This window comes from Citrobacter freundii complex sp. CFNIH4 (genome assembly GCF_002934505.1).
Lineage (GTDB): Bacteria > Pseudomonadota > Gammaproteobacteria > Enterobacterales > Enterobacteriaceae > Citrobacter > Citrobacter freundii.
Genome location: NZ_CP026231.1, coordinates 1,461,786 through 1,486,444, shown reverse-complemented (window position 1 = coordinate 1,486,444; position 24,659 = coordinate 1,461,786). Strand labels below are relative to the sequence as shown.

At 52.3% G+C, this 24,659-nt stretch carries 21 protein-coding genes and 1 pseudogene; 15 read left to right on the top strand and 7 right to left on the bottom strand.

All coding sequences use genetic code 11. The features are described 5' to 3' along the window. Positions 1-132 precede the first annotated feature (132 nt). Positions 133-1,728: pseudogene (locus C2U41_RS07620) on the top strand (acyl CoA:acetate/3-ketoacid CoA transferase). A 13-nt stretch (positions 1,729-1,741) separates the two neighbouring features. Continuing rightward, complete coding sequence (locus tag C2U41_RS07615; protein ID WP_003836610.1) at positions 1,742-2,893, top strand: acyl-CoA dehydrogenase; 1,152 nt, start codon at positions 1,742-1,744, stop codon at positions 2,891-2,893. A gap of 54 nt (positions 2,894-2,947) precedes the next feature. Here C2U41_RS07615 and C2U41_RS07610 read toward each other — a convergent pair whose 3' ends face one another. After that, positions 2,948-3,838 carry an AraC family transcriptional regulator gene (locus C2U41_RS07610; protein ID WP_003836612.1) on the bottom strand — a complete coding sequence of 297 codons (891 nt, stop codon included), beginning with the start codon at positions 3,836-3,838 and terminating at the stop codon, positions 2,948-2,950. Positions 3,839-4,312: 474 nt separating this feature from the next. Between C2U41_RS07610 and C2U41_RS07605 the strand changes: the two genes are divergently transcribed. From C2U41_RS07605 to fadK, 5 genes are all read left to right on the top strand, one after another. Continuing rightward, positions 4,313-5,077, top strand: coding sequence for an electron transfer flavoprotein (locus C2U41_RS07605; protein ID WP_003843472.1), 765 nt, complete (start codon positions 4,313-4,315; stop codon positions 5,075-5,077). 21 nt (positions 5,078-5,098) lie between these two features. Then, the gene (locus C2U41_RS07600) at positions 5,099-6,034 is read left to right on the top strand and encodes an electron transfer flavoprotein subunit alpha (RefSeq protein ID WP_054528317.1); all 936 of its coding nucleotides are present in this window, start codon (positions 5,099-5,101) and stop codon (positions 6,032-6,034) included. A gap of 57 nt (positions 6,035-6,091) precedes the next feature. Continuing rightward, positions 6,092-7,381, top strand: coding sequence for an FAD-dependent oxidoreductase (locus C2U41_RS07595; RefSeq protein WP_003836619.1), 1,290 nt, complete (start codon positions 6,092-6,094; stop codon positions 7,379-7,381). Then, positions 7,378-7,671: a 4Fe-4S ferredoxin gene (locus tag C2U41_RS07590; RefSeq protein ID WP_003836621.1), complete on the top strand. Its 294-nt coding sequence runs from the start codon at positions 7,378-7,380 to the stop codon at positions 7,669-7,671. The genes C2U41_RS07595 and C2U41_RS07590 overlap by 4 nt, the downstream gene beginning before the upstream one ends. A gap of 82 nt (positions 7,672-7,753) precedes the next feature. Then, entirely contained in the window at positions 7,754-9,391 is a 1,638-nt protein-coding gene (gene fadK / locus C2U41_RS07585; protein ID WP_103848941.1) for a medium-chain fatty-acid--CoA ligase, read from the top strand. 67 nt (positions 9,392-9,458) lie between these two features. Here fadK and ppsA read toward each other — a convergent pair whose 3' ends face one another. Further along, on the bottom strand, positions 9,459-11,837 hold the full coding sequence (gene ppsA, locus C2U41_RS07580) for a phosphoenolpyruvate synthase (RefSeq protein WP_003030548.1): 2,379 nt from the start codon (positions 11,835-11,837) through the stop codon (positions 9,459-9,461). A gap of 327 nt (positions 11,838-12,164) precedes the next feature. Here ppsA and ppsR point away from each other — a divergent pair, with 327 nt between their 5' ends. The 8 genes from ppsR to C2U41_RS07540 all read left to right on the top strand — a co-directional run bounded on the left by ppsR (position 12,165) and on the right by C2U41_RS07540 (position 20,247). Beyond that, entirely contained in the window at positions 12,165-12,998 is an 834-nt protein-coding gene (gene ppsR, locus C2U41_RS07575; RefSeq protein ID WP_003030553.1) for a posphoenolpyruvate synthetase regulatory kinase/phosphorylase PpsR, read from the top strand. Positions 12,999-13,124: 126 nt separating this feature from the next. Further along, positions 13,125-14,171, top strand: coding sequence for a 3-deoxy-7-phosphoheptulonate synthase AroH (gene aroH, locus C2U41_RS07570; protein ID WP_049003462.1), 1,047 nt, complete (start codon positions 13,125-13,127; stop codon positions 14,169-14,171). Between the two features lie 169 nt (positions 14,172-14,340). Further along, positions 14,341-14,529, top strand: coding sequence for a hemin uptake protein HemP (hemP, locus tag C2U41_RS07565; RefSeq protein ID WP_003030556.1), 189 nt, complete (start codon positions 14,341-14,343; stop codon positions 14,527-14,529). A gap of 74 nt (positions 14,530-14,603) precedes the next feature. After that, on the top strand, positions 14,604-16,586 hold the full coding sequence (locus tag C2U41_RS07560; RefSeq protein WP_103848940.1) for a TonB-dependent hemoglobin/transferrin/lactoferrin family receptor: 1,983 nt from the start codon (positions 14,604-14,606) through the stop codon (positions 16,584-16,586). 47 nt (positions 16,587-16,633) lie between these two features. Continuing rightward, positions 16,634-17,665: a hematinate-forming heme oxygenase ChuS gene (chuS, locus tag C2U41_RS07555; protein WP_003843464.1), complete on the top strand. Its 1,032-nt coding sequence runs from the start codon at positions 16,634-16,636 to the stop codon at positions 17,663-17,665. Then, a complete protein-coding gene (locus C2U41_RS07550) occupies positions 17,662-18,483 on the top strand; it encodes a heme/hemin ABC transporter substrate-binding protein (RefSeq protein WP_003843463.1) in 822 nt (273 codons plus the stop codon). Before chuS ends, C2U41_RS07550 begins: the two co-directional genes overlap by 4 nt. Next, entirely contained in the window at positions 18,483-19,475 is a 993-nt protein-coding gene (locus C2U41_RS07545; RefSeq protein WP_103848939.1) for a FecCD family ABC transporter permease, read from the top strand. The genes C2U41_RS07550 and C2U41_RS07545 overlap by 1 nt, the downstream gene beginning before the upstream one ends. After that, on the top strand, positions 19,468-20,247 hold the full coding sequence (locus C2U41_RS07540; protein WP_103848938.1) for a heme ABC transporter ATP-binding protein: 780 nt from the start codon (positions 19,468-19,470) through the stop codon (positions 20,245-20,247). The genes C2U41_RS07545 and C2U41_RS07540 overlap by 8 nt, the downstream gene beginning before the upstream one ends. On the opposite strand, the gene selO is transcribed toward C2U41_RS07540, so the two are convergent. The 5 genes from selO to C2U41_RS07515 form a co-directional block, all read right to left on the bottom strand. Then, entirely contained in the window at positions 20,244-21,686 is a 1,443-nt protein-coding gene (selO, locus tag C2U41_RS07535; protein WP_016150131.1) for a protein adenylyltransferase SelO, read from the bottom strand. The genes C2U41_RS07540 and selO overlap by 4 nt on opposite strands. Positions 21,687-21,747: 61 nt before the next feature. Then, positions 21,748-22,461: an EAL domain-containing protein gene (locus C2U41_RS07530; protein WP_003836643.1), complete on the bottom strand. Its 714-nt coding sequence runs from the start codon at positions 22,459-22,461 to the stop codon at positions 21,748-21,750. 316 nt (positions 22,462-22,777) lie between these two features. After that, positions 22,778-23,242, bottom strand: coding sequence for an NlpC/P60 family protein (locus C2U41_RS07525; RefSeq protein WP_003836644.1), 465 nt, complete (start codon positions 23,240-23,242; stop codon positions 22,778-22,780). 77 nt (positions 23,243-23,319) lie between these two features. Further along, on the bottom strand, positions 23,320-24,069 hold the full coding sequence (gene btuD / locus C2U41_RS07520; protein ID WP_003030567.1) for a vitamin B12 ABC transporter ATP-binding protein BtuD: 750 nt from the start codon (positions 24,067-24,069) through the stop codon (positions 23,320-23,322). Next, positions 24,069-24,620, bottom strand: coding sequence for a glutathione peroxidase (locus tag C2U41_RS07515; protein WP_016150130.1), 552 nt, complete (start codon positions 24,618-24,620; stop codon positions 24,069-24,071). Before C2U41_RS07515 ends, btuD begins: the two co-directional genes overlap by 1 nt. Between the last annotated feature and the right edge of the window lie 39 nt (positions 24,621-24,659).

Below are 24,659 nucleotides of genomic sequence, written 5' to 3'. Positions count from 1 at the left end.
TCAGTAATGCCCTACCCCAGATATTCGTCTAACCACGGATATCTGGCCGATGATTAAACTTTATTAAATAACTCACAATATTATTGTCGAATATAGCGACAGGTAGTCGCACGCATATAATCTGGAGTTCACATGAAATTTTCAAGACCAAATCGTATAGATGGTCGGGTACCCGTATTATCCGCAGCAGATGCAGTTAATTATATTCCTGATGAAGCAACTCTTTGTGTATTAGGTGCAGGTGGCGGTATTCTCGAAGCAACAACATTAATTAACGCGCTGGCTGAAAAATATAAAAACTCTCAGTCACCACGAAATCTAGCGTTGATTAGCCCTACAGGTCTGGGTGACCGTGCCGACCGGGGAATTAGCCCGCTGGCACAGGAAGGCTTAGTCAAATGGGCATTATGCGGACACTGGGGACAATCACCACGAATCTCCGACCTGGCGGAACAAAATAAAATTGCCGCCTATAACTATCCTCAGGGCGTATTAACCCAAACCCTGCGTGCATAGGCAGCCCACCAGCCTGGGATCCTCAGTGATATCGGCATCGGTACATTTGTTGACCCTCGCCAACAGGGCGGTAAGCTGAATGAAGTGACCACCGAAGATCTGATCAAATTGGTGGAAATTGATAACAAAGAGTACCTGTATTACAAAGCCATTGCGCCAAACATCGCCTTTATTCGCGCCACCACCTGTGACAGCGAAGGCTATGCCACCTTTGAAGATGAAGTTATGTATCTTGATGCGCTGGTGATTGCCCAGGCCGTACACAATAACGGCGGCATCGTTATGATGCAGGTGCAAAAAATGGTGAAGAAAGCCACTTTGCATCCGAAGTCGGTACGTATTCCCGGCTATCTGGTCGATATTGTGGTCATCGACCCCGACCAAACGCAACTGTACGGTGGTGCGCCGGTTAACCGCTTTATCTCTGGCGATTTTGTGCTCGATGACAGCCAACAAACTGCCCTGCCGCTCAATCAGCGTAAACTGGTGGCCCGACGCGCCCTGTTTGAAATGCGCAAAGGTGCGGTCGGCAACGTTGGCGTAGGTATTGCCGATGGCATTGGTCTCGTCGCGCGCGAAGAAGGCTGTGCTGACGATTTTATTCTGACAGTCGAAACGGGTCCGATTGGCGGCATCACCTCTCAAGGCATTGCTTTCGGTGCCAACGTCAACACTCGCGCCATTCTGGATATGACGTCCCAGTTTGACTTCTATCACGGTGGTGGGCTGGATGTGTGCTATTTAAGTTTTGCCGAAGTGGATCGCCACGGCAACGTCGGCGTACACAAATTCAATGGCAAAATCATGGGTACCGGCGGTTTTATCGATATTAGCGCCACTTCCAAAAAAATTATTTTCTGCGGCACGTTAACTGCCGGAAGTCTGAAAACGGAAGTTGCGGACGGTAAGTTAAATATCGTGCAGGAAGGTCGGGTGAAAAAATTCGTTAATGAATTACCTGAAGTGACTTTCAGCGGAAAAATTGCCCTCGAACGTGGACTTGATGTGCGTTACATCACTGAACGCGCTGTATTTACGTTAAAAGCAGATGGTCTTCATTTAATCGAAATTGCACCGGGAGTCTCTTTACAGGAAGACATCCTGGACAAAATGAATTTCACACCGATTATTTCCCCAGACCTGAAATTGATGGACGAAAGATTATTTATCGATGCCTCGATGGGCTTTGTATTACCCGACGCAGCCAATTAAAAGGAGTACCCTGATGGACTTTTCATTAACTGAAGAACAAGAACTGTTGCTTGCCAGCATTCGTGAGCTGATTACCAGCAATTTCCCGGAGGAGTATTTCCGTACCTGCGATCAGACGGCGACTTATCCGAAGGAATTTATGCGAGCCCTTGCGGACAACGGCATTTCGATGCTGGGCGTTCCGGAAGAGTTTGGCGGCATCCCGGCTGATTACGTCACCCAGATGCTGGCGCTGATGGAAGTGTCAAAATGTGGCGCGCCCGCTTTTTTGATCACTAACGGTCAGTGCATCCACAGCATGCGACGTTTTGGCTCCGCCGAGCAGCTGCGTAAAACAGCAGAAAGCACCATGGAAACGGGCGATCCGGCGTATGCGCTGGCATTAACCGAGCCGGGAGCAGGCTCCGATAATAATAGTGCCACCACCAGCTACACCCGCAAAAATGGCAAGGTGTATCTCAACGGACAAAAAACGTTTATCACCGGCGCTAAAGAGTATCCGTACATGCTGGTACTGGCTCGCGACCCGGAGCCGAAAGATCCGAAGAAAGCCTTTACGTTGTGGTGGGTGGATTCTAAGAAACCGGGCATTAAGGTTAACCCGCTGCATAAAATCGGCTGGCACATGTTAAGCACCTGCGAAGTCTATCTTGATGACGTTGAAGTGGACGAAAGCGATATGGTCGGCGAAGAAGGCATGGGCTTCCTCAACGTAATGTACAACTTCGAAATGGAACGCCTGATCAACGCCGCGCGCAGCACGGGTTTTGCCGAATGCGCCTTCGAAGATGCCGCCCGCTACGCTAACCAGCGCATCGCATTTGGTAAGCCGATCGGTCATAACCAGATGATCCAAGAAAAACTGGCGCTGATGGCAATCAAAATTGAAAACATGCGCAATATGGTGCTGAAGGTCGCCTGGCAGGCCGATCAGGAACAGTCGCTGCGAACCAGTGCGGCACTGGCAAAACTGTATTGTGCACGTACGGCAATGGAAGTGATTGACGACGCAATTCAGATCATGGGCGGACTGGGTTACACCGATGAAGCACGCGTATCCCGATTCTGGCGCGATGTCCGCTGTGAGCGCATTGGCGGTGGTACCGATGAAATCATGATTTACGTCGCGGGTCGCCAAATCCTAAAGGATTATCAGAATAAGTAAGCGGTATAACTGACCGGATAGCGCAGATACGCTATCCGGGACGGTGCGGGAGAATCAAACTTCAGGCATCAAGCATTCCTGCTCAGCAAGGTTATTTTTAAACTGCTTACGATAATCGCTGGGAGTACACCCCACATGCCGCTGAAAAAGTTTGGCAAAATGATCGACGTTTTCATACCCTACCCGCCACGAAATTTCCGCCAACGAGGCCTCCGTATTGGTCAGGGAAAATTTCGCTTCTGTCATTCGCCGTTGAATAACATAATTGATGGGTGATATACGATACTCGCGGGTAAATTCATGGCAGATATAGCTCACGCTGGCGCGGAATTTTTTAGATAACTGTTCGAGAGTAATTTTTTCGCGGAAGTTGTTATTTAAATAGACCAATACATCTTTAATTAAGACATCTTTTTTAATATATCCCTGTTCAGAGCGGTAAGCATTTTTAAAGTTTTCGTAATATAACACGGTTAATGCATACGCGAATGCGTCATAAGCGGAAGACGTCAGGTTGTTCTTGCTCTGCGGGAGCATCACCCCCAGCTCATTAAAAATACTCTTAATAACCTCTTTACCCTGGCTGACGCTAATGACCGGACACGAGTGCATCTGCAATAGCTGATTGTCCTGCCAACTGTTAAACCGGAAACCGTAGAGTGCGCAGGTGTAAGTGGTAGCAGGTGCGCTGCTATCAGATGCAACCGCATGCAATCGCCCTTGCTCAATCACCACAATGTCCCCGGCATGCGCGACATACAGCGAAGAGTCGATGATTAATCTTGCAACCCCCTTTTTAACATAGATAAGCTCCGTTTCATTATCATGAACATGATGTCCGGACTCCCAGTTAGGATCATCGCTAATGACGAATCGGGAAAATCTCGGCGTTTTCCCCTGCTCAAAAAGGGTCTCAATGGCATTATCAAAGCAGCGTTGATACATGACAACCTCCACCTAAAGGCAGTAATTTTGTGAATAATGAATATCGAAAAGTGAAAACGATAATAACGTTATACAACGTTATTCCTTGCTGGCGAAACAAAATTATTTGCGTCGACTGCAAGATGATACCTCCTGCCTCATTGCGTTGTTTTCCACGTTTATTTCCGTTTGATAAAAAACGAAAAGAATAAATGTTATTAATTCAACATTAACAATTTACATATCAGAAACAAATTAAGCGTAAAAACGATAAAAAACATGATGCATTTCGCAATTATCCTTCCCTGGTTTGTTTGCTCTTTTTTCTCTTCAGTACACAAGGCCGAGCTCTCGTTTATAAAACAAGCATTCCCGCAGCACTTTTTTTTGCAAGATTGTTGGGAATGAAAACAGATTGCCCCGTCGAAAACTGTCCCCTCTCTGCCGCAAACTATTTTCAGTTAATTTTCCCTACTGTGGATGACTGGAGATGCCATGAAAATAATAACCTGCTTTAAGTTGGTGCCTGAAGAACAGGACATTGTTGTTACCCCACAGCATTCGCTTAACTTTGACCGGGCCGATGCCAAAATCAGCCAGTTTGATCTGAATGCGATTGAGGCCGCGGCGCAACTGAGTGCGGAGGGTGATGAAATCGTCGCTTTAACCGTGGGCGGATCGCTACTGCAAAACTCCAAAGTGCGTAAAGACGTGCTGTCACGTGGACCGGACAGTTTGTTCATGGTGCAGGATCCGCAATTGGAGCATTCATTGCCCCGCGACACCGCTCAGGCGCTGGCCTGCGCGGCCAAAAATATGAATTTCGACCTGATGCTGTTCGGAGAAGGATCGGGGGATATCTATGCCCAACAGGTTGGCTTACTGGTTGGCGAACTGTTGCAACTCCCGGTGATTAACGCCGTCAGCAACATCCAACGTAACGGCGACCGCATTGTGGTTGAGCGCGTGCTGGAAGACGAGGTTGAAGTGATCGACCTGCCGCTCCCCGCCGTACTCTGCGTAACCTCGGATATCAACACGCCGCGTATTCCCTCAATGAAAGCCATTCTCGGCGCGGGTAAAAAGCCCGTCACACCATGGCAAGCCAGCAATATTGGCTGGACGCCTGCGTCACCGTTAGCGGAACTGGTAAGCCTCACCGTACCGCCACAAACGGAACGTAAGCATATCATTTTGGAAAATGACTCGGCTGAAGCCATTGCCGAACTGGCTGAACACCTGAAAAAAGCCCTGAACTAAGCTCAACGGAGAGAAATTGTCATGAGTAAATTAGCTAACGTATGGGTGTTCAGCGATAACGTAGAACGCTATGCAGAATTAATGACCGGCGCGCGTCAGTGGGGTGAGCATGTCCATCTTATTGTACAAGGCAGCGAACAGGCTAATCAGGTTAAACCTCTGGGTGCCGATGAAATAATCGTGCTCGAAGCCCCCTCCGGTTTACAGCGTGTAGAAAATTACGCCGAAACCATCGCGGCGCTGATGCAAGAACACGCCGGAATGCTGTTGATGCCAGCCACAAAGCGCGCGAAATCACTTGGGGCACGGTTAAGCATCCAACTCAATGCCGCGATGGTGAACGACGCAATATCGGTGACTCTTGAGGATGGCACAGTGTTCGCAGAGCACCGAATGTATGGTGGGCTGGCATTCGGCAAAGAAAAAATCAAAAGCGCGCTGGCAATTATCACTCTTGCCCCTGGCCTGCTTGAACCTGTAGCGGAAAACGCCTCGTACAACTGCCCTGTTGTCCCAGTAGCTTACATCGCACCGCTTCATAAAATTATGTGCCAGGAACGTCGCGCTAAATCCGTGAGCAGCGTGGACCTCAGTAAAGCCAAACGTGTGGTTGGCGTGGGTCGCGGCCTGGTTGCGCAACACGATCTGGAGATGGTGCATCAGTTGGCATCGGTACTGGGGGCAGAAGTGGGCTGCTCGCGCCCGATCGCCGAAGGCGAAAACTGGATGGAGCGCGAACGCTACATTGGCGTTTCTGGTGTGTTACTGAAGTCAGACCTTTATCTGACGTTGGGCATTTCAGGACAAATTCAGCATATGGTCGGTGGTAACGGCGCGAAAGTCATTGTTGCTATCAACAAAGACAAGAAAGCCCCTATTTTCAATTATGCCGATTACGGCCTGGTAGGCGACATCTACAAAGTTGTTCCGGCCCTTATCGAACATCTCAGCCGCTAATCCCCCCATTTAACGCACATCTCCCGCTGCCCTTGCAGCGGGAAAGGAGCATAAAGCATGTCAGATGAAAAATTTGATGCCATTGTGGTCGGTGCTGGCGTGGCGGGTACGGTTGCAGGCTACGTTATGGCTCTGTCCGGACTGGACGTGCTGGTCATTGAGCGCGGAAACAGTGCAGGCAGTAAAAATATGACCGGCGGAAGACTCTACGCGCATAGCCTTGAGCGCATCATGCCAGGGTTCGCGCAGGAGGCGCCGCTCGAGCGTAAAGTCACCCGCGAAAAAATCTCCTTTCTGACCGAAGAAAGCGCCGTCACTCTCGATTTCCATCGTGAAAAAGCTGACGCACCAACGCAGGATTCGTATACCGTTTTGCGCAACAGACTCGACCCATGGCTAATGGAAAAAGCGGAACAAGCTGGCGTGCAGTTCATCCCCGGTGTGCGCGTCGATGCTCTGATCCGCGAAGGTAATAAGGTCACCGGAGTCCAGGCCGGTGACGATATCCTGGAAGCCAATATTGTCATCCTGGCCGATGGCGTCAACTCTATGTTGGGGCGGTCCCTGGGGATGGTTCCTCCCTCTTCTGCACATCACTATGCCGTTGGCGTAAAAGAGCTGATCGGCTTACCTCCAGCGGTCATTGCAGATCGCTTCAACCTTTCAGGTAATGAAGGCGCGGCCTGGCTGTTTGCAGGCTCACCGTCTGATGGATTGATGGGAGGAGGTTTTTTGTATACCAACCAGGACTCCATCTCTCTGGGGCTGGTGTGTGGTCTGGGGGATATTGCCCATGCCACAAAAAGTATTCCACAAATGCTGGAAGACTTTAAGCAACATCCAACTATTCGACCATTGATTGCCGGTGGTGAATTACTGGAATATTCCGCGCATATGGTGCCGGAAGGCGGTCTGGCAATGGTTCCAAAGCTGGTCGATGACGGTGTGATGATCGTCGGTGATGCCGCCGGTTTCTGTTTGAACCTGGGTTTCACGGTGCGAGGTATGGATTTGGCCATCGCTTCCGCAGAAGCCGCTGCCCAAACAGCCATTGCAGCAAAAGAACGACAGGATTTCTCTGCCAGCAGCCTGATGGACTACAAACGCGCGCTTGAACAAGGCTGTGTGATGCGTGATTTACAACATTTTCGCAAGATCCCGGCGTTGATGGAAAACCCACGTCTGTTCACCCAGTATCCGCGTATGGTGGCCGACATCATGAGCGATATGTTCACCGTTGACGGACGTCCAAATCAACCGGTTCGCAAGATGATTATGTCCCATGCCAAACAAATCGGACTGATGAACTTACTGAAAGACGGTATCAAGGGGGCAACTGCACTATGAGTCAGGACAATACTGTTAACGTTGACGTCAAACTGGGCGTCAATAAATTCAATGTCGATGAAGGCCACCCGCACATCATCCTGGCCGAACATCCAGACCTTAATGAATTTCGCAAGCTGCTGAAAGCCTGCCCCGCCGGGCTCTATAAGCAGGACGAGAGTGGAAACATTCATTTTGATTCTGCTGGTTGCCTGGAGTGCGGAACGTGTCGAGTACTGTGCGGCGACACGATCCTCGACCAATGGGAATATCCGGTCGGAACATTTGGCATTGATTTTCGCTACGGCTAACGGATTTTACCTGTAGTACACCGGTTCGGCCACGCCGGCCATCCGGTCAGATGTATGCCGAAATCATCCAGGGAATAACTTCATGAGTATCACACTAACGTTTAACGCCGAACGTCGCGAAGTCTGGCGGCAACAGGGTTTATGGGGAGATGCTTCGCTTGGCGATTACTGGAACCAAACTGCCAGAGCCATGCCAGATAAAATCGCCGTGGTTGATAACCATGGCGCTTCATACACCTATGCCGCACTCGACAGCGCGGCCAGCAGTCTGGCAACCTGGTTTTTAGCCTGCGGTATTCAACCTGGCGATCGCATTGCCCTCCAGCTACCGGGCTGGTGCGAGTTTACGATTATCTACCTGGCCTGCCTCAAAACCGGGGCCGTTTCCGTACCGCTGCTGCCAGCGTGGCGTGAAGCAGAGCTGGTATGGGTGCTGAATAAGTGCAAAGCGAAGATTTTTTTCGCACCGACGCTGTTTAAACAGACCCGACCGGTCGATCTGATCCTGCCCTTACAAAACCAGTTGCCACATCTACAACAGATCGTTGCCGTGGATAAACTGGCTCCGGCAACGACCTCGCTAGCGCTCAGCCAACTGCTTTTAGCTCCGCCATTAACCCAAACGATTAATGTTCACGCCGATGAACTGGCGGTGGTGTTGTTTACCTCCGGTACCGAGGGAATGCCAAAAGGCGTAATGCTGACCCACAACAACATTCTTGCCAGCGAGCGCGCCTACTGTGCCCGCCTTAATCTCACCTGGCAGGATGTGTTTTTAATGCCAGCACCACTGGGACACGCTACCGGTTTTCTGCATGGCGTTACCGCACCGTTTTTAATCGGCGCACGCAGCGTATTGTTAGATATTTTCACCCCAGCCGCCTGTCTTGAACTGCTGGAACAACAACGCTGTACCTGTGTGCTCGGCGCAACGCCCTTCGTCTACGACATGTTGTGTAGCATGGACAAACGGCCAAGCGATCTCTCATCGCTACGCTTTTTCTTATGTGGGGGCACAACCATTCCACAGAAGATTGCCCGTGACTGCCAGCAGCTCGGCATAAAATTATTAAGCATTTATGGCTCGACAGAGAGTTCCCCGCATGCGCTGGTCAATCTCGATGATTCGCTTTCTCGCATGATGGATACCGACGGATATGCTGCTGCAGGCGTCGAAATTAAAGTCGTCGATGAAGCGCGCAATACGTTGCCTGTGGGTGTAGAAGGCGAAGAAGCCTCACGCGGTCCCAATGTGTTTATGGGCTATCTCGATGAACCCGAACTCACCGCCCGTGCGCTGGATCAAGACGGCTGGTATTACAGCGGCGACTTATGCCGAATGGACGATGCGGGGTACATCAAAATCACCGGACGGAAAAAAGATATCATTGTCCGCGGTGGAGAAAACATCAGCAGCCGCGAAGTTGAGGATATTTTATTGCAGCACCCCCGCATTCACGATGCCTGCGTTGTCGCGATGCCGGACGAACGCTTAGGTGAAAGGTCATGTGCTTATGTGGTGCTAAAACCGCCGCATCATTCGCTGTCACTGGAGTCAGTGGTAGCCTTTTTTAGTCGCAAGCGGGTGGCAAAGTACAAATACCCTGAGCACATTGTGATCGTGGAGAAATTACCACGCACAGCGTCCGGTAAAGTACAAAAATACCAACTGCGTCAGGATATTATTCAGCGTTTGAGCGTGGAGAGTGTTGCAGGATAAAGTGCCGGATGGAGACGCTAGCGTATCTTATCCGGCCTACGTTGAATAGGCCGGATAAGGCATGATGTTACTTGTTCAGTTCAGCCAGACTTAGCCAGGTCTGTACGACAGTGTCCGGGTTCAGCGACAGGCTGTCGATCCCCTCTTCCATCAGCCAGGCCGCAAAGTCTTCATGGTCAGATGGGCCCTGACCGCAAATACCCACGTATTTGCCCTGTTTCTTGGCTGCACGAATCGCCATTGACAGCAGCGCTTTCACCGCGTCGTTACGCTCATCAAACAGTTCAGAAACCACACCAGAGTCACGATCCAGACCCAGCGCCAACTGCGTCATGTCGTTTGAGCCGATGGAGAAGCCGTCGAAGTACTCGAGGAACTGCTCGGCCAGCAAGGCGTTAGACGGGATCTCACACATCATGATGATCTTCAGTCCGTTCTCACCGCGTTTCAGCCCCTGGCGTGCCAGCTCTTCCACCACCGCTTTCGCCTGGGCAACGGTACGTACAAACGGTACCATCACTTCAACGTTAGTCAGGCCCATGTCGTTACGGACACGTTTTACTGCATCGCATTCCAGCGCGAAGCAGTCGCGGAAGCTATCGGCAACATAACGGCCCGCCCCACGGAAGCCCAGCATCGGGTTCTCTTCATGCGGTTCATAACGCTCACCGCCGACCAGGTTGGCATATTCGTTGGACTTAAAGTCAGACATACGCACGATGACGCGTTTAGGATAAAACGCCGCTCCCAGCGTCGCGATCCCTTCCGTCAGACGACCAACGTAGAATTCACGCGGAGAATCGAAACCTTTCATCATGGCGCGGATTTCATTTTGTAGCTCAGGCGTCTGGTCATCAAACTCCAGCAGTGCACGCGGGTGGACGCCAATCATACGGTTGATGATAAATTCCAGACGCGCCAGACCGACACCTTCGTTTGGCAGGCAGGCGAAGTCGAAAGCGCGGTCCGGGTTACCGACGTTCATCATCACCTTCAACGGCAGATCCGGCATGGTCTCCACGCTGGAACTCTTCACGCTAAAATCGAGCATGTCAGCGTAAACATAACCGGTGTCGCCTTCGGCACAAGAGACAGTAACCTTCTCACCATCTTTCATGCGCTCGGTCGCATCGCCACAGCCCACCACGGCGGGGATCCCCAGCTCACGGGCAATGATTGCCGCGTGACAGGTACGACCGCCACGGTTGGTGACAATCGCCGCTGCTTTCTTCATGATCGGTTCCCAGTCCGGATCGGTCATGTCGGTAACCAGTACGTCGCCTGGTTCGATACGGTTCATTTCGCTGATGTCCTGGATGACTTTAACCGGACCCGCGCCAATGCGGTGACCGATGGCACGACCTTCAGCAATAATTTTACCCTGCGCATGCAGCGTATAACGCTCCATCACCTGGCCACGAGAACGCACGGTTTCAGGGCGCGCCTGCACAATGAACAGCTTACCGGTATGACCGTCTTTCGCCCATTCGATATCCATCGGACGGCCGTAGTGCTTCTCGATCTGCACCGCCTGCTTGGCCAGTTCCTGCACTTCTTCGTTAGTCAGGGAGAAAATGTCGCGTTGTTCCTGCGGCACATCTTCGATCGTTACCTGCTTACCGTGTTCCTGAGTCGGCGCGTAGATCATGCGGATTTTTTTCGAACCCATGGTGCGACGAACGATAGCCGGACGATTAGCCGCCAGCGTCGGTTTATGCACGTAAAATTCATCCGGGTTAACGGCCCCCTGCACGACCATCTCGCCCAGGCCCCATGCAGAGGTAATAAACACTACCTGATCGAAACCGGATTCGGTATCGATGGAGAACATGACGCCGGAAGACGCGAGGTCAGAACGCACCATCCGCTGCACACCCGCAGAGAGCGCTACGCCACGATGGTCATAACCCTGGTGGACACGATAAGAGATCGCACGGTCGTTAAACAGCGAGGCAAATACGTGTTTGATGGCAACCAGCACGGCATCAAATCCCTGGACGTTGAGGAAGGTTTCCTGCTGACCGGCAAATGACGCATCTGGCATATCTTCTGCGGTAGCGGAAGATCGCACAGCAAAAGAGGCATGGGCATCGTCCGCTGACAGCTGCGCGTAGGCATCGCGGACGGCATTTTCCAGCTCCGGCTGGAAAGGAGTGTCGATAATCCACTGGCGGATCTGCGCGCCGGCTTTTGCAAGCTCGGTGACATCGTCAATATCCGTTTTATCCAGCAGCTCATAAATGCGCTGGTTTACACCGCTCTGGTCCAGAAACTGGTTAAACGCGTCGGCGGTCGTTGCAAAACCATTCGGTACGGAAACACCCATACCTGAAAGGTTAGTAATCATTTCACCCAGGGAGGCATTTTTGCCCCCAACTCTGTCTACATCATTCATGCCGAGTTGGTTATACCAAAGCACCAGCGGTGACGAGCCATTGTTGGACATCGAACAATCCTTATATTTGAACGAGGTTAGGAAACTCAATTTTGCGTAATTATCTTTGCATATTTACTCCAGCGAAAAAAACGGTGAATCGTTCAAGCAACTTTATTTTTTATTTTTTCAGATTGTTTCCGCATTTGCGCAAACCCGCGAGCCACAGGGGATCTCCACAAAAACTACCGGTATAAACATTTGTTCCGAAAAATGAAATGTACTTTTCATTAATTATAAAAATACCGTTTCATTTTATAAAAAAGATGCAGCAATATTCGCTTCTGGCGAATTTTAATTTATGCTTTCAGAGAATTATGTCTGCCCAGGATGAGCAAAATGGATAATGCTGTTGATCGTCACGTATTTTATATTTCTGATGGTACGGCCATCACCGCCGAGGTCTTGGGTCACGCGGTGATGTCGCAATTTCCGGTCACGATCAGCAGCATTACGCTGCCGTTTGTGGAAAATGAGAGTCGTGCGCGCGCGGTTAAAGACCAGATTGACGCGATCTACCAACAAACTGGCGTGCGCCCTTTGGTGTTTTACTCCATCGTCCTGCCCGAAATTCGCTCAATCATTCTGCAAAGCGAGGGATTTTGTCAGGATATAGTACAGGCGCTGGTTGCCCCACTACAACACGAGATGAAGCTCGACCCTACACCTATCGCCCATCGCACGCACGGTCTGAATCCCGGTAACCTCAACAAGTACGACGCGCGCATTGCCGCCATTGACTACACCCTCGCCCACGACGACGGTATTTCGTTGCGCAACCTTGATCAGGCCCAGGTGATCCTGCTTGGTGTTTCTCGTTGCGGCAAAACCCCAACCAGTTTGTATCTGGCCATGCAGTTTGGTATCCGCGCCGCCAACTACCCCTTTATTGCCGATGATATGGATAATTTGGTGCTGCCCGCCTCCCTCAAGCCGCTGCAGCATAAGCTGTTCGGTCTGACTATCGACCCTGAGCGCCTGGCGGCCATCCGCGAAGAGCGCCGTGAGAACAGCCGGTACGCTTCGCTGCGCCAATGCCGAATGGAAGTTGCTGAGGTAGAAGCGCTGTACCGGAAAAACCAGATCCCCTGGCTGAACAGTACCAATTATTCGGTAGAAGAGATTGCTACCAAGATCCTCGATATCATGGGACTGAATCGCCGCATGTACTAGAATGCTAGTGCATTGGTTCGATTTTTTGTTATTATGCTCGCCACCAGGCAGGATGAGTGTGATATTGTGATGTACATCACTTCCCGGTAGTCCTGCCGTTGAAGCAACAAATTTCTGAGACAAGTAATGAACAGAACCGATGAACTCCGTACTGCGCGTATTGACAACCTGGTCACTCCAGCAGAGCTTGCGCAACGGCATCCTGTTTCATCCTCCGTCGCCCGTCATGTTACGGACTCCCGACGTCGGATAGAAAAAATTTTAAATGGTGAAGATCCCCGTTTACTGGTGATCGTAGGTCCCTGCTCGATTCACGATCTTGATGCCGCGATGGAATACGCGACACGATTACAGACGCTGCGCACAAAGCACCAGGCGCGTCTGGAAATCGTGATGCGTACCTATTTTGAAAAGCCACGCACCGTCGTGGGTTGGAAAGGCCTGATTTCCGACCCGGATTTGAACGGCAGTTATCGTGTAAACCACGGTATTGAACTGGCGCGAAAACTGCTGTTGCAGGTCAACGAACTGGGCGTCCCCACGGCGACTGAATTCCTCGACATGGTGACCGGCCAGTTTATTGCCGATTTAATCAGTTGGGGAGCTATTGGCGCGCGCACCACCGAAAGTCAGATCCATCGTGAAATGGCCTCCGCGCTCTCCTGCCCGGTCGGTTTTAAGAACGGAACGGATGGCAACACGCGCATCGCCGTCGATGCGATTCGCGCCTCCCGCGCCAGTCACATGTTCCTCTCGCCGGATAAAACCGGTCAGATGACCATTTATCAGACCAGCGGTAACCCTTACGGGCATATCATCATGCGTGGCGGTAAAAAGCCGAATTATTATGCTGAAGATATTGCCGCCGCCTGCGATACCCTGCACGAATTTTCCCTGCCTGAGCATCTGGTGGTCGATTTTAGCCACGGCAATTGCCAGAAGCAGCATCGTCGTCAGTTGGACGTTTGTGACGACGTGTGCCAGCAAATTCGTAACGGTTCGACGGCAATTGCCGGGATCATGGCGGAGAGTTTCCTGCGTGAAGGTACTCAAAAAATCGTTAGCGGCCAGCCGTTGGTTTACGGTCAGTCCATTACCGACCCGTGCCTGAACTGGGAAGATACTGAACTGTTGGTTGAAAAACTCGCCTCTGCGGTTGATAGCCGTTTTTAATGCTGTTCGCCGGGCAATATCACTTTGCCCGGTGCTAATCCTTTGTTTTTCCCCGCTTGTTGTGCAAAAAACGTTCTCGTCACAATTATTTCACAAAAACGCTTGCCGCAAATTTGCAGTTTGATGATAATGATTATCATTGTTACATTGATTGTTATTTTTAAACACTATGTCACGTATGGATAACACAACGGCTACGCCTACAAAAGACACAACACCGCCTTCCGTCGCGCCAAACGAGCGACGAATTGACAGTAAAACCCTGCTGGGTAACGAAGGACGCGTGATCATAGAACATGATGGTCAGCACTACCTGCTGCGCCAGACGCAAGCCGGAAAACTCATTCTGACTAAATAAACAACACATTTCGCCAGCCACCCAGGTCATACCCAGGCAGCCAGCGCTTTTCGATTTCCTAATGGAGAGTTGCTATGCCTTACCTGCACACCGCTTCCCTGCGCCCATCGCTGTTGGCGCTGGCGATTGTCAGTAACCTGCCCACCGTAGCCTATGCGGCGGTCGAGGATATGACCGTCACCGCCACCGGCAATGCCCGTAGTGCCTTTGAAGCGCCGATGAAGGTCAGCGTGATTGATGCCACCGCCCCGGAAAACCAGACCGCCAGTTCGGCAGCCGATCTGTTGCGGACGGTTCCGGGTCTAACCCTCGATGGAACGGGTCGTACCAACGGCCAGGACGTGAATCTGCGCGGCTACGATCGACGTGGCGTTCTGGTACTGGTTGACGGCGTTCGTCAGGGAACTGACACCGGACACCTGAACAGCACCTTCCTCGACCCGGCGCTTATCAAACGTATCGAAGTCGTTCGTGGCCCTTCCGCACTACTGTACGGTAGCGGCGCGCTGGGCGGCGTGATCGCCTATGACACTGCGGATGCCAAAGATCTGCTGGAAGCCGGACAAAACAGCGGTTACCGCGTGTTCGGTACCGCGGCAACCGGCGATCACAGCCTCGGTATGGGCGCCAGCGCATTTGGGCGCACCGATACGCTGGACGGACTGCTTGCATGGTCGAGTCGCGATCGCGGTGATTTGCGCCAAAGCGACGGTACTACAGCGCCAAACGATGAAGCGATCAACAATATGCTGGCGAAAGGTAGCTGGAAAATTGACAGCGCCCAGACGTTGGCCGGCTCGCTGCGATACTACAACAATGACGCCCGGGAACCTAAAAACCCGCAGACCAGTGCGGCGGATGCCAGCAACCCGATGACCAACCGTTCAACGATCCAGCGTGATGCGCAACTGACCTACTCGCTTGCTCCTGCGGACAATGACTGGCTGAACGCGGATGCCCGTATCTACTGGTCCGAAGCGCGCATTAATGCTCAGAACGCAGATAACACTGGCGAATTTCGCAAGCAAACCACCAAAGGCGGGAAGATCGACAACCGCAGCCGCCTGTTTACCGACTCTTTTGCATCTCACCTGCTGACCTACGGCGGTGAGTACTATCGCCAGGAACAACAACCGGGTGGTTCAACCACCGGTTTCCCGGAGGCAAAGATCGATTTCAGCTCCGGTTGGCTACAGGATGAAATCACCCTGCGCGACCTGCCGGTTACGCTGCTGGGCGGTACCCGTTATGACTCTTATCGCGGCAGCAGCGACGGCTATGAAGATGTTGATGCTGACAAATGGTCGTCCCGCGCCGGACTCACCGTTACGCCAGCCGACTGGCTGATGCTGTTCGGTTCATACGCTCAGGCCTTCCGTGCGCCAACCATGGGCGAAATGTATAACGATGCGAAACACTTCTCGATTGGTCGTTTCTACACTAACTACTGGGTTCCAAACCCTAACCTGCGCCCGGAAACCAACGAAACGCAGGAATACGGATTTGGCCTGCGCTTTGACGATCTGCTGATGGCGAGCGATGCGCTCGAATTTAAAGCCAGCTATTTCGACACCAAAGCAAAAGATTACATCTCCACCAGTGTTGACTTCGCCGCTGCGACAACCATGTCCTATAACGTTCCCAATGCCAAAATCTGGGGCTGGGACGTGATGGCGAAATATACCGCCGACCTGTTCAGCCTCGACATGGCCTATAACCGCACACGCGGCAAAGATACTGACACAGGTGAATACATTTCCAGCATTAACCCCGACACCGTCACCAGCAAACTGAATGTGCCGGTTGCGCACAGCGGTTTCTCCGTAGGCTGGATTGGGACATTTGCTGACCGTTCAACGCATATCAGCAGCACCTACGCTAAACAGCCTGGCTATGCGGTAAACGATTTTTACGTGAGCTATCAGGGCCAACAAGCGCTGAAAGGCATGACCACCACGCTGGTACTGGGCAACGCCTTTGACAAAGAGTACTGGTCGCCGCAAGGCATTCCGCAGGATGGTCGTAATGGCAAAATTTTCGTGAGTTATCAGTGGTAATCACTTTTCCCCGGTTCGCCGGGGCCGCAATCTGGAAGGAAGAGACAATGAATCATTACACACGCTGGCTGGAACTGAAGAAAGAAAATCCCGGAAAATACGCACGTGACATTGCAGGATTGATGAATATTAGCGAAGCCGAACTGACCTTTGCGCGCGTCGGCCATGACGCCTGGCGCTTACGTGGCGAAGTCCGCGAAATCCTCGGCGCACTGGAAGCCGTAGGTGAAACCAAATGCATTTGCCGCAACGAATATGCGGTGCATGAACAGGTTGGCGCTTTTACCAATCAGCACCTGAACGGCCATGCCGGGCTAGTTCTTAATCCGCGTGCCCTCGACCTGCGCCTGTTCCTCAATCAGTGGGCAAGCGCTTTTCATATCAGTGAGACTACCGCCCACGGCGAGCGTCAGAGCATTCAATTCTTTGACCATCAGGGAGACGCACTGCTGAAGGTCTATACCACACAAAATACCTTCGTTGAGGAATGGGCGGCGTTGCTGACCCGTTTCATCTTTGCAGAAAACCCGCCGCTGGTGCTGCAACCCGTCAACAATTCTGTGCCTGCCGCCGTCACTGTCGACGCACAGACTGTTGATCAAGAGTGGCGAGCGATGACCGATGTCCATCAGTTCTTCGGTCTGCTGAAACGCCACGATCTCACCCGCCAACAGGCGTTTAATCTGGTTGGCGACGACCTGGCCTGTAAGGTTTCTAATAGCGCACTGGCGCAATTGCTCGACACCGCGCGTCAGGATGGCAACGAAATTATGGTTTTTGTGGGTAATCGCGGCTGTGTACAGATATTTACCGGCGTAATAGAAAAACTGGTGCCGATGAAAGGCTGGCTGAACATCTTCAACCCAACATTTACCCTGCATCTACTGGAAGAGAGCGTGGCGGAAACGTGGGTGACGCGTAAACCGACCGCCGATGGTCACGTCACCAGTCTGGAGCTGTTTGCTGCCGACGGCACGCAAATCGCCCAGCTGTATGGTCAACGTACGGAAGGCGAGCCGGAGCAGACACAATGGCGCGCACAGATTGACGCACTGACGCCGAAAGGACTGGCCGCATGAAAAAACTGCTGGCCCTGATCGCGCTGCTGCCCTTCGCGGCGCTGGCTGCGCCCGAGGAACGGGTTGTTGCGCTCGGTGGCGATGTCACCGAGATTGTCTACGCACTGGGAGCACAACCCTCCCTTGTGGCGAGAGACAGCACAAGCCAGTGGCCTGTTGCGGCAACCGCGTTACCTGATGTTGGTTATTTGCGCCAGCTCAACGCCGAAGGGATCCTGGCTACCCGCCCTACGCTGGTCCTTGCCAGCGCGCAGGCACAGCCCTCTTTAGCGCTAAAACAGCTTGAGCAGAGCAACGTCAGGGTTGTCACGATCCCAGCAAGCAACGATCTTAACGCGATTGATGAAAAAGTTCGGGTTATCGCTGAGGCTACTCATCGGGAGGCCGACGGCGAAACGCTGCGCGCAACGTTACGTCAGGAACTGGCGACGCTCCCGTCGTCTGAACTTAATAAACGTGTGCTGTTTATTCTCAATCATGGCGGGATGACCGCAATGGCGGCGGGCCAGCAAACCGGAGCCGATGCGGCGATTCGTGCCGCAGGTCTACGCAACGCCATGCAGGGCGTTAATCGCTATCAGCCGCTGTCACAAGAAGGCGTCATTGCCAGCCAACCCGATCTGGTGGTGATTTCGCAGGACGGCGTTAAGGCGATGGGTGGCGAAGATAACCTGTGGGCGCTACCGGGACTTGCGCAAACACCTGCCGGAAGGAATAAACAGGTATTGCAGGTTGACGATATGGCGCTGTTGGGCTTCAGCGTTCGCACGCCACAGGCTATTTTGCAGCTTCGTGCTAAAGCGGAGCAATTGCCCTGATGTCCCGGCGGATCACCTGTTCGTTGTGGATGTTGGCATTGATGCTGGTTGCAATGACGGTTCTGGCTACCGGTTTTGGCGCGTTGCGCCTGCCGGTAAGTCTGCTCTGGCGTGATGGCGATGAGGCACTGCGTCAAATCTGGATCACGATTCGCCTTCCCCGCATCCTGCTGGCGCTGGTGATTGGCGGTTCTCTGGCGCTCGCTGGCTGCGTGATGCAGGGACTGTTTCGCAATCCGCTTGCAGACCCTGGATTACTGGGAATAAGCAGCGGCGCCGCCTGCGCTGTGGCACTGTGGGTGGTGCTGCCTGTCTCTTTGCCCGCGCTGATGATGTTGTATGCTCCAATGCTGGCCGCTTTTTTCGGCGCGCTAGCGGCAACAGTAGTGATTTTTATCCTCAGCCAACAGCGCGACGGTTCGCTCTCCCGCCTGCTGCTGGTCGGCATTGCCATCAACGCGCTCTGCGGGGCGGCGGTTGGCGTACTGTCGTGGGTCAGTAATGATTCGCAACTGCGCCAGCTGTCGCTATGGGGAATGGGAAGTCTGGGGGCCGCACAGTCGTCCACGCTGTTGGCTGTCACTTCGCTGACAATCCCGACAGTGCTGATCATCTGGCGACTTGCTCCGGCGCTGAATCTTCTGCAACTGGGTGAGGAAGAGGCGCATTATCTCGGCGTTGATGTACGTACAATACAGCGTATTTTGCTGCTTTGTAGCGCATTACTGGTTGCCTCAGCCGTGGCGGTAAGCGGCGTGATTGGCTTTATCGGGTTGGTAATCCCACATTTAATACGTATGTGGCTCGGCTCAGACCATCGGGCCGTTATTCCGGGTTCCGTGCTGGCGGGCGCGTTTTTATTGCTGATTGCCGACACCCTGGCCCGTACTGCGGCTGCGCCTGCGGAGATGCCAGTCGGTCTGTTGACCAGTCTTCTCGGCGCTCCGTGGTTTTTATGGCTTATTTTTCGTCAGCGAGGAGCGCATGGCTGAACATTTCATCGCTGAAGGGCTTCACTATCACGTAGCTGGCAGAGCGGTGATTGACGACGTATCGCTCACCCTTACAAAAGGTGAACTGGTTGCGCTCATCGGCCCAAACGGTGCGGGGAAATCCACCCTGCTGCGCCTGCTGACCGGTTTTCTCAAACCAGCAACCGGGCGCTGCGTGCTGGCAGACAAACCGCTGGAGGAATGGCCTACCCAGACCCTGTCGCGGCATCGGGCAGTAATGCGCCAGCAAACACAGTTGGGATTCGACTGGCCGGTAGAGGCCGTCATCGCGATGGGCCGCGCGCCGTGGACCCAACAGCAGGAGCCCCGGCTTATCGCTCAGGTGATGGAAATGACCGGATGCACACCGTTGGCGGGTCGGCAATACGCCGCGCTTTCCGGCGGTGAGCAACAGCGAGTACAGTTGGCCCGTGCGCTGGCACAACTCTGGTGCGACGGTACTCCTCGCGGTTGGTTATTCCTTGATGAACCGACCTCCGCGCTGGATCTTTACCACCAGCAGCATCTGTTGCGCATGCTAAAAACGCTTACCTCTTCGGGAGAGCTGCATGTGTGCATTGTGCTTCACGATCTGAACCTCGCCGCACTGTGGGCAGACAGAATAGTGCTGCTGCACAACGGCAGGCTGGTATCGCAGGGAACACCGGAAACTGTGTTACAGGCCGATGACCTGAAGCGCTGGTACGGTGCTCAGGTACACGTTGGCCAGCATCCGGCCAACGCCTCCCCGCAGGTATTTCTGGCCCCTTAGCTTGAACAACTCACTTCCAGCCGTTTTCCCCAGTCAGGTGGACGGCTGACATAGTCATCATCACGATCGGCAAACGGGGTACGCAACGCCTGGTGCAACCGATGCAGCTCGGCGTAATCCCCCTGCTCTGCCTGACTAATCGCCCGTTGCGCCAGCCAGTTACGTAATACCATCGCCGGGTTAGCCGCCTTCATCTGTGTTTGTCTGGCAGCATCGGCAATATTGTCTTGCTGAAGGCGTGAGCGATACCGCGTGAACCAGTCGTCAAACGCTGCGCGGTCGATAAACTCATCGCGCAACGGAGATTGCGCACTGTGTTGTTCCGTTTGGCTGAGCATGCGAAACGTTCGCGTATAGTCGCTTCTTTCCCGCGACATCAGACTAAACAGCTCGCTAAGCAGTTCGTTATCGTCTTTCTGCTCGCTAAAGAAGCCGAGCTTTTGCCGCATCCGCTGACCGTAGCGAGTTAACAGCGCCAGTTGGTAACTGTCCAGCGCATCATTGAGCGCCTCGACCGGGATAAACGGCGACAGGGTTTGCGCCAGACGTTGCAGGTTCCACAACGCGGCGGCCGGTTGATTATCGAAACTGTATCGCCCCTGGTTGTCAGAGTGATTGCAGATATAATCGGGCACGTAATCATCAAGAAAACCGAATGGACCGTAATCCATCGTCAGACCCAGAATCGACATGTTGTCCGTGTTCATAACACCATGCGCAAATCCTACCGCCTGCCAGTCAGCGATTAACGTCGCAGTACGCGTGACAACATCGTTAAACCACAGCTGATATTTATCGGCGTCTTCCTGCCATTGCGGCCAGTAATGGCGAATCGCAAAGTCAGCCAACTGGCGCACTTTTTCCGGCTCCCGGCGATAGTAAAAATGCTCAAAATGGCCAAACCGCATATGGCTTTGCGCCACGCGGATAAGCATCGCCCCCGCTTCGACCGTTTCGCGATACACCGGCGTGTCGCTGGTGACAATCGACAATGCCCGCGTGGTCGGTATTCCCAGGTAGTGCATCGCTTCACTGGCCAGGCTTTCGCGAATGGTCGAGCGCAGCACGGCGCGCCCATCACCCATGCGGGAATACGGCGTGAGTCCGGCGCCTTTCAGGTGCCAGTCAAACGTTGAACCATCCGCAAGCTGTTGTTCGCCCAGCAGGATCCCACGTCCGTCGCCAAGCTGACCAGCCCAGACGCCGAACTGATGCCCACTATAAACCTGGGCTAAAGGCGACATTCCGGGAAGCAGCGATTCGCCTCCCCAAACGCCCGCACCAGTTGAAATATCAAATAGCGCCGCAGGAATAGCTAATTGCTCCGCCAGCGCATCGTTATGCCAGATAAGGCGCGCATTTTTCAAAGGGGTGGGTGAAAGCGCGGTATAAGTTGCTGGTAGTTCATCACGCCAGCGAGTGGTAAAAGACAGGGTCATAGGGCCTCCTGCCTCTAGTGTAGACTGTTAATAGCCTGTTAAACACCAGCAAATAAAAGGGTTATATCTTAGCAAGCGAAATTATCTGCGCAGGAGGCACTGCAGGCCACAATCCTCCCTGCATGGCACTGAATCCCACAGGCAAAACACGCTCCAGCATCTCTTGTGTATCAATTCCGCTAATGATTATTGACTCACAACTGGGAGATAGTTGCGCCAGAATAGCCCGCATAAACGGTTCAAACGAAATATGTGCAATCCTTTGTTGAACAAAGTTTTTATCCAGAACGACGCGTTTGAACAGACCGTCAAAAATTGCCCGGGTTGATATACCGCCAGCACCATAGTTTGTCAGGACTAATGGAAATCGCGCAGCAAGTGCGGCCAATGTTGGATTATCTTTACCTTTGTTTAACTCCGGATAGCTTTCATTAATAGTCAGCTCCAGAAATGAAAATCGTTCAACTTGTGAAGCAAGTTCAGTATCTGATAATAAAGTATTAGCAATTGCTGGCGTTAAATTAATCCAGGCAAATACTTTTCGCTGAATAAAAAAATGTTGGCACGTTTCGATTAATTCTAGTTTTTCTACAAATAAACGACATTGTTCGTCGTCTGACATCCGAGGTAGGACCAGCTCGGTGGGTATACGCACATCCCCATGTGCACTGGCGAAATTGGTGATGATGTCGACGAATTCAAGATCGCCTTTTTCGCTTCTCGCAGGAAGAAAAGAGAACTCAGAATGGTAAAGATTATCCAGTGAAACAATCATCGTGCCAGCCCCGCTGCATGGGTGTTATCCGGCATCCTGTAGCAAAGGATGAAGAAATACGTTACTGCTGATGCAAGTAGAGGCCCTTTCATTTTTCCCTTTTTAGCCGGTAAATCGAATCCTTTTTTTTAGCTTATCCTGATTATAAGCGAATATCCAGCTTTGCACTTTTTAATATCTCGGAATAAATCATATTTTTAGCAAGATACGCTCTTAATGTTCATGGGTATTGTCTAACCAAAAGCAGAAATAAAAGTTAACTTTCAAACGGTGATGTTGAGGCTGCCACTCGATGGCAGCCTCGGAGTTGTGAGGATTAAATACGTCGCGCCTGCCAAAAGTTTTTACGCCAGTAAACGTTATCCAGAGACGAGCGCATCACTCCACGGCTGGTTGAAGCATGAATAAATTGATTATTGGTATCGTAAATACCGACATGCAGACCGCTTTCCCCAGACCCGGTTTTAAAGAAAACCAGATCACCGGGCAGCAAATCGTCTTTATCAATTTCGGTACCAATCTTTGATTGCGTACGCGTATCGCGTGGGAGTTGCAGATCGAATTTATCGCGCATCGTCATCAAAACAAATCCAGAACAATCCACCCCGCTACGACTCATACCACCATAACGATAGGGTGTGCCATGCCAGGTTTGTAGCTGATCATTAAGACCGGCGATAACGGCGATTGAATCCGACAAGCGGGCATTTGGCGCAGGCGCACGATGGCTGCTGCAGCCCGCCAAAAACAATGCTGTGATTAAAAGGAGCCAAAAGCGCATTCAGTACGAATCCTCTGAATTTTATTTTTATACCAATTTAGCGTGGAAATTATATGATTTTCAAGAACCCATTTAACTTAAGTGGTTGATATGAGCATTCTATGCCCTTCAATATCCAAACGTCGGAAGTTGACACCATAGGCCGCAGACAGATTGGCCGGCGTCAGTACCGCATCTCGAGAACCACTGGCAAGCAGTTTCCCACGTTTGAGTAGCCAGGCTTTATGCGCATGGCGTAAGGTGTGATTAAGGTCGTGACTACTCATCACAATCGCTATGCCCTGCAAACACAGCTGACTCAACAATCGATCCAGTGCGTTTTGTTGCGCGACGTCCAGACTGTTCATCGGCTCATCCAGGAGTAAAAGCTGACCTAATGGATTCGCTTGTGGGCAAATCTGCAGGATAACCGCAGCCAGGCGCACACGCTGCCACTCACCGCCGGAGAGTTGGTTCACGCCGCGCCCCAGTTTATCTCCCAGGCCGAGCGCATCGGCGACCTCCTGTAACAGATCGGTACGTGCTTTGTCGGGTTGATGCAGCGTCAGAAAATGCCAGACCGGCATCGCAAACGGCGGATTTTGCTGTTGCGCAAGATAGGCACGATATTGCGCCAGCCTGGCAGCCGGCCATTCCTCCAACGGCATATCACCAAAAGTGATGCTGCCCTCTCCGTTCGTCAGACCCGCCATACGCGCCAACAGCGTACTTTTTCCGGCACCGTTTGGTCCCACTAAATGCAGGATCTCTCCTGCTTTTATCTCACCAGAAAGCGGGCCAAGACGGGTCGATTCCGCGACGTCCTGTAGCTGCATCAATCGAGACATTAGTTTGCCAGCGCCTGCTTGATGGTTTGCAGCAAAATGGGATCCTCAGGCGTCATATCCGGTGAGAATCGTTGCAGCACTTTTCCATCGCGACCCACTAAAAACTTCTCGAAATTCCACAGAATATCGTCCGGGTAGAGCGGCGCACGACCTTTGCTCGCCATTCGCTCATAGAACCCACTGTCCGCAGGTGCAACGGCCGTTGGTGCGGCATCAATCAGCTTCTGATACAGCGGATGGCGTCCCTCGCCGTTGACGTCAATTTTGCTGAACATCGGGAAAGTTACGCCCCAGGTGGTACTGCAGTACGTTTTTATTTCCTCTTCGCTGCCCGGCTCCTGGCCCAGAAACTGATTGCAAGGGAAACCAAGAACGCTGAAGCCCTGTTGGTGCCAGGTTTTCTGCAGATTCTCCAGTTGCTCGTACTGCGGCGTCAGTCCACATTTTGAAGCAACGTTGACGATTAACAGCACATTTCCGGAATACGGCTGCAGTGAGGTAACCTCGCCGTCGATGGTCGTCACTTCTGTATCGAGGATAGTGTTTTGCATAGCATCTCCAGAACAACAGATGGATTTTCAGTTTTTAAT

Excerpts from the sequence above, each read along its gene's own strand:
- C2U41_RS07615 (WP_003836610.1), top strand. The coding sequence starts at position 1,742 with ATGGACTTTTCATTAACTGAAGAACAAGAACTGTTGCTTGCCAGCATT.
- C2U41_RS07610 (WP_003836612.1), bottom strand. The coding sequence starts at position 3,838 with ATGTATCAACGCTGCTTTGATAATGCCATTGAGACCCTTTTTGAGCAG.
- C2U41_RS07605 (WP_003843472.1), top strand. The coding sequence starts at position 4,313 with ATGAAAATAATAACCTGCTTTAAGTTGGTGCCTGAAGAACAGGACATT.
- C2U41_RS07600 (WP_054528317.1), top strand. The coding sequence starts at position 5,099 with ATGAGTAAATTAGCTAACGTATGGGTGTTCAGCGATAACGTAGAACGC.
- C2U41_RS07595 (WP_003836619.1), top strand. The coding sequence starts at position 6,092 with ATGTCAGATGAAAAATTTGATGCCATTGTGGTCGGTGCTGGCGTGGCG.
- C2U41_RS07590 (WP_003836621.1), top strand. The coding sequence starts at position 7,378 with ATGAGTCAGGACAATACTGTTAACGTTGACGTCAAACTGGGCGTCAAT.
- fadK (WP_103848941.1), top strand. The coding sequence starts at position 7,754 with ATGAGTATCACACTAACGTTTAACGCCGAACGTCGCGAAGTCTGGCGG.
- ppsA (WP_003030548.1), bottom strand. The coding sequence starts at position 11,837 with ATGTCCAACAATGGCTCGTCACCGCTGGTGCTTTGGTATAACCAACTC.
- ppsR (WP_003030553.1), top strand. The coding sequence starts at position 12,165 with ATGGATAATGCTGTTGATCGTCACGTATTTTATATTTCTGATGGTACG.
- aroH (WP_049003462.1), top strand. The coding sequence starts at position 13,125 with ATGAACAGAACCGATGAACTCCGTACTGCGCGTATTGACAACCTGGTC.
- hemP (WP_003030556.1), top strand. The coding sequence starts at position 14,341 with ATGTCACGTATGGATAACACAACGGCTACGCCTACAAAAGACACAACA.
- C2U41_RS07560 (WP_103848940.1), top strand. The coding sequence starts at position 14,604 with ATGCCTTACCTGCACACCGCTTCCCTGCGCCCATCGCTGTTGGCGCTG.
- chuS (WP_003843464.1), top strand. The coding sequence starts at position 16,634 with ATGAATCATTACACACGCTGGCTGGAACTGAAGAAAGAAAATCCCGGA.
- C2U41_RS07550 (WP_003843463.1), top strand. The coding sequence starts at position 17,662 with ATGAAAAAACTGCTGGCCCTGATCGCGCTGCTGCCCTTCGCGGCGCTG.
- C2U41_RS07545 (WP_103848939.1), top strand. The coding sequence starts at position 18,483 with ATGTCCCGGCGGATCACCTGTTCGTTGTGGATGTTGGCATTGATGCTG.
- C2U41_RS07540 (WP_103848938.1), top strand. The coding sequence starts at position 19,468 with ATGGCTGAACATTTCATCGCTGAAGGGCTTCACTATCACGTAGCTGGC.
- selO (WP_016150131.1), bottom strand. The coding sequence starts at position 21,686 with ATGACCCTGTCTTTTACCACTCGCTGGCGTGATGAACTACCAGCAACT.
- C2U41_RS07530 (WP_003836643.1), bottom strand. The coding sequence starts at position 22,461 with ATGATTGTTTCACTGGATAATCTTTACCATTCTGAGTTCTCTTTTCTT.
- C2U41_RS07525 (WP_003836644.1), bottom strand. The coding sequence starts at position 23,242 with ATGCGCTTTTGGCTCCTTTTAATCACAGCATTGTTTTTGGCGGGCTGC.
- btuD (WP_003030567.1), bottom strand. The coding sequence starts at position 24,069 with ATGTCTCGATTGATGCAGCTACAGGACGTCGCGGAATCGACCCGTCTT.
- C2U41_RS07515 (WP_016150130.1), bottom strand. The coding sequence starts at position 24,620 with ATGCAAAACACTATCCTCGATACAGAAGTGACGACCATCGACGGCGAG.